This is a genomic window from Priestia sp. VA7 (assembly GCF_055710015.1).
The window spans coordinates 599136-611738 of the sequence record NZ_JBVQPN010000002.1 but is presented as its reverse complement, the minus strand read 5'-3'; the positions used below and the strand labels follow the sequence as shown (position 1 = coordinate 611738).

General features: G+C 37.2%; 11 protein-coding genes. 3 read left to right on the top strand and 8 right to left on the bottom strand.

Annotated elements, in window-relative coordinates:
* Positions 1–8 precede the first annotated feature (8 nt).
* Together AC0C45_RS09610 and AC0C45_RS09605 are read right to left on the bottom strand one after the other, a co-directional pair.
* On the bottom strand, positions 9–752 hold the full coding sequence (locus tag AC0C45_RS09610; RefSeq protein WP_016763362.1) for a LytR/AlgR family response regulator transcription factor: 744 nt from the start codon (positions 750–752) through the stop codon (positions 9–11).
* A 751-nt stretch (positions 753–1503) separates the two neighbouring features.
* The gene (locus AC0C45_RS09605) at positions 1504–3159 is read right to left on the bottom strand and encodes an alkaline phosphatase (RefSeq protein WP_472928113.1); all 1656 of its coding nucleotides are present in this window, start codon (positions 3157–3159) and stop codon (positions 1504–1506) included.
* A 202-nt stretch (positions 3160–3361) separates the two neighbouring features.
* Here AC0C45_RS09605 and AC0C45_RS09600 point away from each other — a divergent pair, with 202 nt between their 5' ends.
* Genes AC0C45_RS09600 through AC0C45_RS09590 form a run of 3 tightly spaced genes read left to right on the top strand, consistent with a single transcriptional unit; the run spans position 3362 to position 7119 of the window.
* The gene (locus AC0C45_RS09600) at positions 3362–4882 is read left to right on the top strand and encodes a spore germination protein (RefSeq protein ID WP_472928112.1); all 1521 of its coding nucleotides are present in this window, start codon (positions 3362–3364) and stop codon (positions 4880–4882) included.
* A gap of 14 nt (positions 4883–4896) precedes the next feature.
* Positions 4897–5982, top strand: coding sequence for a Ger(x)C family spore germination protein (locus AC0C45_RS09595; protein ID WP_047931176.1), 1086 nt, complete (start codon positions 4897–4899; stop codon positions 5980–5982).
* Positions 5983–5994: 12 nt separating this feature from the next.
* Positions 5995–7119 (top strand): GerAB/ArcD/ProY family transporter, encoded by a 1125-nt coding sequence (locus AC0C45_RS09590; RefSeq protein ID WP_472928111.1) that lies wholly within the window; start codon positions 5995–5997, stop codon positions 7117–7119.
* Positions 7120–7144: 25 nt separating this feature from the next.
* On the opposite strand, the gene msrA is transcribed toward AC0C45_RS09590, so the two are convergent.
* The 6 genes from msrA to AC0C45_RS09560 form a co-directional block, all read right to left on the bottom strand.
* On the bottom strand, positions 7145–8107 hold the full coding sequence (gene msrA / locus AC0C45_RS09585) for a peptide-methionine (S)-S-oxide reductase MsrA (protein ID WP_080743077.1): 963 nt from the start codon (positions 8105–8107) through the stop codon (positions 7145–7147).
* A gap of 153 nt (positions 8108–8260) precedes the next feature.
* Positions 8261–8689, bottom strand: a complete 429-nt coding sequence (locus AC0C45_RS09580) for a MarR family winged helix-turn-helix transcriptional regulator (protein ID WP_013082191.1) — start codon at positions 8687–8689, stop codon at positions 8261–8263.
* Between the two features lie 202 nt (positions 8690–8891).
* On the bottom strand, positions 8892–9392 hold the full coding sequence (locus tag AC0C45_RS09575) for a MerR family transcriptional regulator (RefSeq protein ID WP_034653601.1): 501 nt from the start codon (positions 9390–9392) through the stop codon (positions 8892–8894).
* Positions 9393–9529: 137 nt separating this feature from the next.
* Entirely contained in the window at positions 9530–10321 is a 792-nt protein-coding gene (locus tag AC0C45_RS09570; RefSeq protein WP_233335074.1) for a phosphotransferase family protein, read from the bottom strand.
* 205 nt (positions 10322–10526) lie between these two features.
* Positions 10527–11693: an ABC transporter permease gene (locus tag AC0C45_RS09565; RefSeq protein WP_472928110.1), complete on the bottom strand. Its 1167-nt coding sequence runs from the start codon at positions 11691–11693 to the stop codon at positions 10527–10529.
* Between the two features lies 1 nt (position 11694).
* Positions 11695–12432 carry an ABC transporter ATP-binding protein gene (locus AC0C45_RS09560; RefSeq protein WP_047931182.1) on the bottom strand — a complete coding sequence of 246 codons (738 nt, stop codon included), beginning with the start codon at positions 12430–12432 and terminating at the stop codon, positions 11695–11697.
* Positions 12433–12603: the final 171 nt, after the last annotated feature.

Here is a 12603-nt window from a genome sequence, read left to right as displayed (position 1 = left end):
AGCATCTCTTAATTCGTCATTAACTGATGCAGCTGTTTTTGAACGTCTTGGATTTTTAATTTTGAGATATGAGCATATTCATCAATTTCTAAGAAATAAACAAGATATGTTTCGTTTTTTGGCGTGATGTGCGAAACTTTCTGTAAATTCACGATATAAGACCGGTGTGTTTGACTAAATACAGAAGGGTTCAAATACATATAGATATCACTAATATTTTCATATGTCTCATAGACACGTGATTGAGTATAGATTAAGCATTTTTTTCCGGATTTCTCGATAAAAATAATTTGATCAATTGGAATGTAATAAGTAGAACCATTAAATTTTACAGGTAGTCTTTTTAATTTCTCCCCTGGCTTTTTTGACTGATTTTTATCAATTCCAATGGAGTTTTTTGCCCGCTCTAACGCCATATAAAGCCTGGTTTTTTCAATCGGTTTTACAATGTAATCCAGTGCTGACAGCTCAAATGCCTTCACAGCAAATTCATCATAACCGGTGATAAAAATGAAGTTTAAATTCGGCTTAATGCGCAGGCACTTTTTTATGGCATCTACCCCGTTAATCGTAGGCATATTAATGTCTACGAGCAAAAGGTCTGGACTCTTAGCCATCACTTCCTGTACAAGCTGCTCTCCGTCTTTGCAGATGCTAATCACTTCAAATTCCGGAAGCTGTTCTATAAAATAATCTAAAATTTCAACCGAATCTTCGTTATCATCGGCAATAATTAAGTTAATTTTGTTCATCCTGACTCCCCCTAGGATACAATGTTAAAGTATAGTACGAACTATTGCCCATTCTGTTTTATGCATGTCTACACATCGTTATAGTGTTTTTATGTTGAGATGAATGATCTACACGGACGCTAATCGTTAATAAACACACAACGATTGTTCATGGGGAATATTGCAATAATTGTAGGTTTTCTAGAAGAAGACATAAAAACCGTTTATCCATTATCATTTATTTTCCTAACAATGATTTAATACCCTTTTTATAATCTGTAAATCAGCATGTCAAAATCTTTATTTAACATTTTAGATAAAGGCGACACGCTCTTTTCAATCATTTTGTTTTCTCTTACTATTAAAACATGTTCTACGCTCTTTCACCCATACTTTTGTTAATTTTTTTACTTTTTATTAAAGGTAATTACTTACATATTGTCCTTAACAATCATGATTTTGTGATTTCATCCAAAAGAATTTATGTATTTTTTATTCATTTTATTATAAAAATTCTAGCATATAAAGGTATGAACTTACATATGTATTCCGAACTAGTTCCTTTTAAAACTATGATTATTATACCATTTCATAGTATAAATCACATATAGTTAAACGTGAAGACTTTCCATTTCTTTAAGTGTTCAAAGCTATTTATTTGTAAAATAAATAGCTTCATTCCTCTATAAAGGCTACATAACCTAATTAACCATCTATTATTTGTAAAAAAACAGGCCTAAAGTTATAACCCGGCCTGTTTTGCATTCATTTCTTATTTTTCATTTTTTACAATTTGCTGGGCTTGTTTTGATACAAAGAAGCGATTCTTTTTATCCTGTACCACTACGCTGTCCATTTGAATTTCTTTTCCATTTACAATAGCAATATTTTTATTTACTGGAAAACGCACCGTTCGCTTATTGTTTGTAACAACCAGCACAGGGTTGTTTTTGTCTTTTGAGTCAACCGCTACCTTTGAGCCTTTAAAAGCTTTATTTGCTTCAATAAATAATTCATTTGTTAACTGGTTTAAGTTAATATTCATCGATTTAGCTATATGTTTGGCAATATCCGTATTATCAAAGTGCCCTGTTGGTCGATTTACGCCGTATGAATACAGAAATACATCCTCACCCGTATGACCGCCCGTTGTGAATCCAAGGTTTGCTCGGTTGGCTAATAACTTCGATAGTGCAGCACTGATTTCTTTTTTATCTCTTGCTTTAGTCAGCTGCGCTTTTTCCCCTGAAGTTAGATTTGATAAACCATACAGAGCAGCTACTTCTTCTTTATTTGATAAATCTTCTTTTAATTTAGACGTAGCACCTTCTAACGTCATTTTTGCTTTTTTTAATGGATCAATATAAGCAGAAACAGGTGTGGTATCATATCCTTTTGTTGTATTTGCATTACCGATTGAAAGACCGCTGTTTCCGTGATCGGCAATCGCAATAACCATCGTATTTCCATCTTTTTCAGCGAACTCTACTGCTTTGCCTACTGCTTCATCAAACGCTAGTACATCGCTAATCATGCCTATTGGATCATTCGCATGAGCTGCCCAATCGGTTTTGCTTCCTTCAACAAATAAGAAAAAACCGTCTTTATCTTTGGATAGTGTTGTTATTGCTTTATTTGTCATCTGGGACAACTTTGGCTGTTCTGCTTTTGTCTGCGGTCGGTCCATATCATACGCTAAGTCTCGGTCGGCGAAGCTCCCCCAGATTTTTTTGGCGCGTGACTGCTCTAATTCCTTTTTATTTTCTACAAAGTCATATCCTCTTTTATTCAATACATTGACTAAGTTTTCACTATCTTTCCGGCTTTTTTCTTCTTTTCCCGGAAGAAGAGATTGCTTACCTCCTCCAAGCACTACATCAATGTTTTGATACACTTGCTGCTCCGCTAGCGTTTGAAAATCATCACGGTTATAGTTGTGGGCTGAAAAACCAGCTGGTGTGGCGTGCTGGATTTCAGAAGTAGCCACAATTCCTGTCGCGCGCCCTGAAAGCTTTGCTCCTTCTAGAACGTTTGCTACGGGACGAAACTGATCTTCTTTTTCTACGGGTTTAATTCCAGGTGTATTCACTACTGAAGGAAGCACACCTACATAGCCTGAATTTGATTTATTTCCTGTTGCTAAAGCAGTAGCTGCCGGAGCGGAATCTGTAATAGCAGATTCTGCCGAATACGCACGTACTCCCCCGGCCATCAGCTGATCCATATGTAACGGTTTTCCCTTGTACCATCTTGCGAGTGTAGTAGCATTTGAACTCGTCCCGTCCATTACCATCATAATGACATTTTGAGGTTTCTTAGCTGACTTGTGCTCCACTTTTGCTTCCGTTTGAATAAGTGAGTTTCCTACACCAAACGAGGCCAATGCTACGGCTCCTGCCAGTGTAATACCTGCTAATTTTTTCTTCATATAAATGTACCCGCTCCTTTATTTCATTATCTTCGACATGTCTAAAGTTACCATTCAAACGTAAATCCACTGTTTATCCACTGTAAAAGAGTGTAAAGTTTGTCTTTATATTCTTCCTTTCTTCTTGAGAAAAAATAGTCGAATAAAAAGGAAGTACATGAACAAACTACCAGTAATAGAAAGTCAAGTGAGGGGCACGGTTATGTTTAAACATTTATTTAAAAAAAAGAATGCAGACGATCAGCCCAAAAAATCATTGGATGAACTGATTAAACAGTTTAAGAAATCAAGTGACTTTATGACATTAGCCATTGGCTCACAGCATCGAAAATACATCATTACTTATTTTAAGCAGCTCGTAAACATGCAAAGCGTTGAAGATAAAATACTCGAGCCCTTTCAAAAACTAGATTTCACGTTAAGCAGCGTGCAAGAAGTCGAAAACGTGCTGCCAATCGAAGATATTTCCGTTACAAAAGATACAAAAGAGATTTTAGAAAAGATGCTGCGCGGCTACGTAATGTTTCAATTACATAAAGACGATAAGCTAGTAGCGCTTATTAAAGTTCAAAGCTTTGATACAGGTTTTCGAAAAGAAAATGAAACGGAAAATGAGTTCAGCGTTGTTGGTCCTAAAATTGGTTTTGTAGAGGATTTAGATGTCAATCTCTATTTAATGAGAAAAACGGTCATTTCCGAAAACCTTATTTTTAAAGAACTCACCGTAGGAAATAAATCGAAAACGCGCGTGGTGCTTGTTTACTTAGAAGGCGTAACGAATCTTCAGCACGTGGACACTATGACCCAGCGCCTTGAAGATATAGATTTCGACGTCATTTTTGATAGTACAATGCTTGATCAATTAATTTCCGATAATTCTTCTACAGCGTTTCCGCTTTTTTTAACAACAGAGCGGATTGACCGAGTCTTGTTTAGTCTGTTAAACGGGCAAGCTGCCTTCTTTTCAAGCGGTTCACCCTACGCAGTTACGGGGCCGTCAACGCTGCTTGACTTCTTTGTTTCACCTGAAGATTACTATTTACCATGGGTTCTAGGATCGTTTTTCCGAGTTATTCGTATTTTAGGCGTCTTTTTCTCTATTTTTGCTACGCCTCTTTATGTAGCCATTGTTACGTATCATTATGAGATGCTTCCAAAAGATCTGCTGGGTCCTATTATCTTTTCAAGGACCAACGTTCCTTTTCCACCCGTCATCGAAGTACTTTTTTTAGAAATCACCATTGAACTGCTTCGTGAAGCCGGAGCCAGACTTCCAACAAAAGTAGGTCAAACGCTGGGAATCGTAGGCGGGATTGTTATTGGGCAAGCAACAGTAGAAGCTGCATTAACAAGCAATATTTTGCTTATTATTGTTTCACTCACAGCTTTAGCTTCTTTTACAACGCCTATTTTTAAAATGTCTAATACCATCCGGCTGCTACGTTTTCCGTTTATTTTGTTTGCCACTGCATTCGGTTTAGTCGGCATCACCTTTGGTTTTTGTTTCTTACTGGTTCATTTACTTCGTTTAAAATCTTTGGGCATGCCTTATCTTGTTCCGCTTTTTCCGTTTCGTCCAACAGAGTATAGGGATACCTTTCTGCGATTGCCCTATAGTCATACGGCTAAGCGGCCAAGCTACTTGCGTCCTTTAGAACGCTTTCGCTATAACCCTAATAAAGCGAATAAGGCTAAAAGAAAAAGTAATTTAGATAACGAGTAAAGCGAGGAAACGTCATGAAGAAAATACTTATTTTATGCACTTGCCTTACTTTCTTAACAAGCTGTGCAGATCGTGAAACGATTGACGAAATTCAAGTAGTCAACTCCATCGGATATGATTATATTCCTCAAAGTAATAAAGTCAGAGGAACCATTTTATACCCTATCTATAAATATGGACCAACGGAAGAACCAAGTATTATTGCGGCTACTGCTAATTCATCCTTTGATATTCCGCTTCGTTTAAACAATAAATCATCTCTTCCAGTCGCTTTTGGGCAGCTGAGGAGCATCGTCATGGGAAAAGAATTTGCAACACATGGCGTGGATGAATTAGTAAACACAATTGCTAGAAATCCAGACCTTGGACGTAATATTAAATTAAGCATTGCAGATGGCAACGCACATGAATTATTGAGCTCTGTTACGAAAAAGAAAATTAAAGACTATCAGTTTATTTCTAATTTAATCGAACAAAATATCCGCACAGAAAATTTGCCTAACACCAATTTACAAATTTTTTTATTCAGTTTTTTTAGCGACGACCGCGACCCTTATCTTCCTGTTTTAGCGCAGCAAAAAGATGCCATTAAATTAAAGGGACTGGCGCTTTTCAAAAAACAAAAAGTCGTTACAACCATCGGAATGAAAGAAACGTTTTTATTTAAGTTGCTAACAAGCGGAGCAAAGCACGGCCGCTACTCGGTAAAAATTAAAGAAAGTGACCGTAAAGGCGAAATTATACTGCAAAACTTGCGCACCAAAACAAGATATGAAATTAAAGGAAACCATCAAAATCCAAGTATTATTGCGCACTTAACTATCGATGGCCTTGTAAAAGAGTTTCCTGGATGGATAAATTTAACAGAACCAGCTAGTATTAAAATGGTGGAAAAAACGCTCCAAAAAGATATTGAAAAAGATGGGAATGTCTTTATTAAGAAGCTTCAGCAGCACCAAATCGACCCCATCTGTTTTACAGATTATGTTCGAAGTAAAACGCGAGGGTTTAATAGTGAAAAATTCAAAGCGCAATATCCGGATATGAATATTGAAGTAAAAGCTCGCGTTCATCTTATTCAAACCGGTATTAGCAACTAGGAGGAAGAAAAGATGCACAATACAATTAAAGAAGAAAATCAAGTTTCCCCTTCTTTTCTTTTTTTTCTAGTGCATTCTACGCAAATTGGCGTTGGGATACTAGGATTTCAGCGTCTCATTATTAAAGGAGCTGGTTATGAAGCATGGATATCTATCATCCTTGCTGCGATCAGCGTCTGTATTTTACTAGCCATGGTTTTTAATATCTTAATCCGCGAAAACAGCGATATTGTTGATATTCACCGGTTATATTTCGGGAAATACCTCGGAGGAGCTTTAACTCTTGCCGCATCGGCTTATTATTTTATTTTTGCGTTAACCATTTACCGAACGTACGTAGAAATTTTACAAATATGGATGTTTCCGCAGTTAGAAACATGGATTGTATCACTTGTTTACTTGCCTATTATATACTATACAGTTTCCGGTGGGTTTCGCGTGATCACTGGAATTGCTTTTTTTGGGGTTATGCTTCCCTTGCCGCTCATATTTTCCTTACTTTATCCATTAAAATATGGACACATTAACAATTTATTTCCTTTGTTTGATCACACGATATGGGAATTTTTAATTTCGACTAAAGTGATGACCTTTGAGAATTTAGGGTTTGAATCCGTGCTTTTTTTCTATCCTTTTATAAAAAATGGTGCCACTAGCCAAAAATGGGGGCAGCTTGGCGTTTTGTTTAGCACTTTTTTATATTTGTGCACAGCATTAGTATCCTTTGCCTACTTTAGCCAGGGACAGTTAATGCATACGATCTGGCCAACTTTAACGATGGCTAAAATTATTGAAATTCCATTTTTACAGCGTTTTGAATATATTTTAATTGCTCTGTGGCTTTTAGTTGTTCTTCCTACTATTGCTGTCAGCATATGGTGTACCATTCGTGGATTTAGTAAAACATTTAATAAGCCGCCTACGATTTTTCTCATATTAGCTCTTATTGCCCTTCTTGGTTTCTCTATTTTCTTTGATGATCGGGAAACCATCGATCAGCTTAATACACGATTATCCATGACCGGCTTTTACTTTATTTATGGCTACATTCCTTTCCTTTTTCTCTATAGCCTCATTCGAGCCAAAATAAAACAAAAGAAAGCACAAAAAGAAGAGCGTGAGCCAACTTTAAGTTGAATCACGCTCTTCTTCTCATATTATTTTATTTGTTAAATAAAACCGTATATTCCCCGTATCCTTCTTTTTCTAAATCTTCTTTCGGAACAAAGCGAAGAGCTGCTGAGTTGATGCAGTAGCGCAAGCCGCCTGCATCTTGCGGACCATCGTCAAATAAATGACCTAAATGAGAGTTAGCCGTCTTGCTTCGTACTTCTGTACGAACCATATTATGACTAACGTCCATGTTTTCTTTTACTTCATCTTTATTAATGGCTTTTGTGAAAGACGGCCATCCGCATCCGGCATCATATTTATCAGTTGAACTAAACAACGGCTCTCCTGATACGATATCTACATAAATACCATCTTCTGTATGATCCCAAAATTCATTGCGAAACGGAGGTTCCGTTGCGTCATTTTGAGTAACTTCATACTGAATAGGCGTTAATGTCGTTTTCAGCTGCTCGTCGCGTCCAAAGTCTTTCCAGTTTTCTTTAATAAAACGATCACGTCCAGACCCGCGTCGATACATAGCATAGCGGAATTTATTTTTCTTATAGTAACCTTGATGGTATTCTTCCGCTTCATAAAACGGTTTTGCCGGTAGAATTTGTGTAGCAATCGGCTCAGAAAAACGACCGCTTGCTTCTAATTGCTGCTTCGATTCTTCAGCTAGTGCCTTTTGGTGTTCATTGTGATAAAAAATAGCTGTTCGATATGAATCGCCTCGATCCGCAAATTGTCCGCCTGCATCAGTTGGATCAATTTGAGGCCAGTATAGTTCTAAAAGCTTTTCATATGGAAAAACCTCTGGATCAAATGTAATTTGGACCGCTTCATAGTGGCCCGTTGTTTCTGAGCATACTTCTTTGTACGTCGGGTTCTCTTTGTGACCGCCTGTATAGCCAGATACAACTTTTATAATGCCTGGCTGTTCATCAAAGGGCTTCACCATACACCAAAAACAGCCGCCGGCAAAAGTTGCTACTTCATATTGTTCTGTCAAAAAGATGACCTCCTTCATGTGTTCTTTCTATTATTATACGCTGATTTTATGTTCTCACCAACTAACTTGCCTTTCATACTCTTTGCGTTTTAAGACAAAAAAATAATCAGTGAAAGCCATGTTCGCTGATTATTCTTCCGCATTTAAAGCGCTTTATTTTTGATCGCCTTTAATTTTGTGAAACAGTTTATTCACCGTTTCAATTTCTTTATCTGTAAAGTGCTCAAAACGCTCAAGGAAATAGGCTCGTTTCTTCTCTTGAATAGCATTAAAAATATCCTGTCCTTCCTTGGTCAGTTCGATATCAATAATACGCCGATCGTTTTCAGACCGTTTGCGTGCAATGTAGCCTTTTGATAAAAGCAAGTCGGTTACCGCGGTAATGTGGCTTGCTGAAACCTGAAGATACTTTGATAAATCAGTTGATCGCTGCCTGCCGGAATCAACCAGCATACGAAGCACCATAAATTCATTTGTTGATAGCTCTGAATTGTATACTTCATTAATTTCTTGGCGTAGCTGTCTGAACACAAAGCGAAACAGCGTCTCCATTTCTTGAACGAGCTCTTCTCTTTTTTTCACTTGTCACTCTCCTTAACGCTATCGCCTGATAACGAATATGTATTTACGAAAGTATTTCACTTTCTTAACTTAATTAGTTTTATCAAATTACTAAGCGTTTCGTCAACTATTATTGAGATTTTTTTCCACAATTCCGTACAAATTGATGTATTTTTCATAAAATTCCATAAAAAAGGCGATTTACCGTTATGGTAAATCGCTGCTAATAGCTAAAAATACCGGTTAAAAAGCTTCTCCATCTCGGAACAGGCTTTTTACCTTTTAAGCTGTCTTCACTTTTTAACTGACTTTCAAGTTCCACTACTCGATTTTCTAATTTCGTAATAACTTTATTTAATCGATCGATTTCTGAACGATGCTCTAAAATTTGAAAAGTCACTACTTCTCCCGCTTTTTCTTCTGTACGCTTTTCATTTTCAATTAGCCTTAAAAAAAGCTGATCAAGCTGCTTTTGCATGTCTTGTGCACGTTCATCAGATATAACGACTTCCTCTTTTTCCACTACTTTTTCTACCACTTTGACGACGGCTTGACGATTGCGGTTTTTTTGAAAGTTTCTAAGTGCTTCAACATTTTCTTCTGTAAACTCACAGTGTCCCGATTCATTTCTCTCTAGCTCGATATCTGCCATTTTGACCCACTTTAATACCGTACTTGGATGTATTCCTAGCGCTTTTGCCACATCTACCGTTTTCATCGTCATGTTCCATCCCTCCATTTTTTTCATTTACTAGCCATTTCGAGAGAAATTTTTAAATCCCTTCATACGTGACAAAACTAGTATGAATTCGTCAAAGAAAGTGGACGTTCAACAAATGAAGAAAATGATGTCATTATTGCTTAGAAAAACTCGTACAATCCTTCTGCAAAATAACAAAATTCGTGCTGTGAAATCCCCTTGCCGTATCCCTTAAAAAAACACGCGCGCTCTTTACCTGTAAAAATTCCGTCTTCAAAGCGAACAGCAAGGGCCATATCATAACGAGCGTCTCCCCAAGTTCCTCCGCTCCAGTCAATAACAGCTGTTATCCGACCGTCGTGCACAAGTACATTATCAATCGTGTAGTCTCCGTGAATAAGCACCTCTTGTTTGCATATCATGTTTTGCTTCTGCAGTTGTTTTAGCAGCTGTTGATTTCCGTCTACCTTATAGTGGATTAAATTGTACTCTGCCTCTTGCAGCATTCGGTGGATCCACAGCTGCTTACTCACTAATTGTTCTGGACACTTCGCATCGTGAATGCGAGCAAGAAGACGCCCCATTTCGTAGACAATGTGCTCGCGCTTTTCTTCATTATCTTCTTTCTCTAAATACTCTCTTACAGTTTTTCCTTCAAAAAATTCTAGCAGCAGCCAGCTCTCTTCTGCTGTTTTGACGAATTTGTAAACGATCGGACTTCGACATTCTGCCAGTGCTTGTATATTCTTTAATACATAATATTCCTTATATAACCATTTTCTGTACTTTTCCCCTTTTGTCCGCTTTAAAACATACCTTCCTTTAGCGGTATGAAGGATACCAACATCCGACGTACATCCCTGCTTTGGAAACGTCACTTTTTCGATTTGTTTCACATACTTTTTTATAGAGTCAGGAATTTCTTCTACTATAATAGGATGCAACTGTCTCACTCTCCTTTCTTCCTACATTCTCTTTTAATTGCTCTTTCCCTACACAAAAAGTTGAGACATAACGAAATCAATTGAATCTAGAGATAAACAACTACACATACGATAATCATAACAATGAAAAAATCCGAACGAGTTGGATTCTTTATCAAGAACCTCGACTTATCGTTCGGACCTTCCTTCAACTAAACTACTTTTGCCCAGTCTCTTAACCTTTACCAAGCACCCAGCGGCTTTTGGTAAACATCGTATAACCAATCGTAAATAAAACAACTGTACAAACCGACAAGCTTCCTATTGTATAGGCAAGACTCTGCATGTCATAGACACCGTAGAGAAGCTGTTTCATAAGTGCAAATACGTTATAAATAGGAATTAAGAATCCGCTTGGCTGCAGTTCGTGTACGGATTTTCCCATCAGTAAAAAGTATGGAAGTATCGCTACCATCATAATCTGGGATGTGTAGCTTTGCGCTTCTTTAACCGAACTTGCTAAAAGGCTAAGAATACATAATACCATAGCTCCTAGAAGCGCTAGTAAAGTAAGACTAACTAAAAATGAGAAAATAAAGGTTGTAAAATGCCCCTTAAGCTGCAGTGCATTATTTAATACCGTTGTTAAATAACGTACAGACAAAACAAAGGCCAATGTCGACAAAAGGCCGCTTATGATACCGAATGTAGAGATAGTCAGCCATTTCCCAACCAATAATTGAGTTCTTTTGACAGGAGACATCAATAAAGCTTCCATCGTCTTTCGTTCTTTTTCACCGGCAAAGATATCATTTGCAGAAGGAAGAATACCACCTAAAACGCCCATAATGATAATCATTGGGGCAAACATCGCAATCATAGTTAAAGAGCCGTCATCTTCCTTAGACACTCCTTTTTCAACCACATTAAACGGAGCAATCGTTTGACTATTGACATTTAATTGACCTAAGCGTTCGGTAACTATAGCTTCTCGATGTTTATTTAATATATTTTGTATATAATCCGCCGTAGCGCCTGAGTTCATACTGGATGAATCAATATAAACAGTAACTTCTGGCGATTTCATGTTACGCATTTCTGAAGAAAAATTACCTGGTATCTTTAACGCCGCTAACGCTTTCCCTTGTTCTACAGCGCTGAGTGGATTTTTACTTTCAATTACTTTAATGTTGTCATCGTTTTTTAACCAATCGATCACACTGGCATCAGAATTCTTTGTAACAGCTACAGACATAGAATCTATTTGATCACTAGCCATCATTTTGTCGGCAAAAAAGATACTCCCTACATTTAATAAAATAGGAATCAACACACTAAAGATAATCGTCTTTCGATCTCGCAAACAATCAATTAACTCTTTTTTATAAATATGCCAAATCATATTAAGCCCCCCTCACGATACGCGACATAAAGATGTAGTTTAAGTCTGTGCTTTCCTCTTCTTTATAAAGCTGTTCATTTGTTCCTTGATAAATCATTTTTCCTTTATGAATCATGATGATAGACTGACATAGCATCTCCACTTCTTCCATAATGTGACTGGAAAAAACAATCGTTTTTCCTTCTCTTTGCAGACTTTTAATAAGCTCACGAAACATGTTTGCTGATGTAATGTCTAACCCTGTAGTCGGCTCATCAAATAGGATAACGTCCGGGTTATGAAGAATAGTGCGTGCAATGGCTACTTTTTGACGCATTCCTTTTGAAAAGCCTCCGACGCGGCGATCCAAGTAGTCTTTCATTCCAAAACGTTTGGCCAGTTCCTCAATCCTTATCTTTGTTTCATGTTTGCTCATTCCATAAAACTTAGCAAAATAAGCTAAGTTTTCACGCGCAGTCAAACGGTCGTATAAACCTGTTTCACCGCCAAAAAGGACGCCGATTTTTTTCTTTATTTTATCAGGCTGTTTATGAATGTTTATTCCGTGAATGAACATATTACCTTCCGATGGTTCAAGTACAGTCGACAGCATACGTAAAAGAGTTGTTTTCCCCGCTCCATTTTCACCTAATAGTCCTACAATTTCTCCTTGTGCGATGGTTACATGAATATCTTGAACAGCTGCAATTGTTTGCTTTTTCTCTTTAAAATATTTCGTCACACCTTTGATTTCAATCATATCTGCTCTCCCCTTTTACTGTGATTGAATCTATCTTAGCTTATTTTTCATACAGCATCTTCCATCTTGTCATAAAGAGGGTTTTTTATGTCGCGAAACGTCCTTTCTATCTTGTAAATCATGGTAAAATAGTGTGGTAATATCCAATAGAATGAAACAAAGAGGGTTTTT

What these genes read in the sequence shown, in the direction of transcription:
- AC0C45_RS09610 (WP_016763362.1), bottom strand. Translation starts at nt 752, where the DNA reads ATGAACAAAATTAACTTAATTATTGCCGATGATAACGAAGATTCGGTT.
- AC0C45_RS09575 (WP_034653601.1), bottom strand. Translation starts at nt 9,392, where the DNA reads ATGACGATGAAAACGGTAGATGTGGCAAAAGCGCTAGGAATACATCCA.
- AC0C45_RS09600 (WP_472928112.1), top strand. Translation starts at nt 3,362, where the DNA reads ATGTTTAAACATTTATTTAAAAAAAAGAATGCAGACGATCAGCCCAAA.
- AC0C45_RS09590 (WP_472928111.1), top strand. Translation starts at nt 5,995, where the DNA reads ATGCACAATACAATTAAAGAAGAAAATCAAGTTTCCCCTTCTTTTCTT.
- AC0C45_RS09560 (WP_047931182.1), bottom strand. Translation starts at nt 12,432, where the DNA reads ATGATTGAAATCAAAGGTGTGACGAAATATTTTAAAGAGAAAAAGCAA.
- AC0C45_RS09565 (WP_472928110.1), bottom strand. Translation starts at nt 11,693, where the DNA reads ATGATTTGGCATATTTATAAAAAAGAGTTAATTGATTGTTTGCGAGAT.
- AC0C45_RS09605 (WP_472928113.1), bottom strand. Translation starts at nt 3,159, where the DNA reads ATGAAGAAAAAATTAGCAGGTATTACACTGGCAGGAGCCGTAGCATTG.
- AC0C45_RS09595 (WP_047931176.1), top strand. Translation starts at nt 4,897, where the DNA reads ATGAAGAAAATACTTATTTTATGCACTTGCCTTACTTTCTTAACAAGC.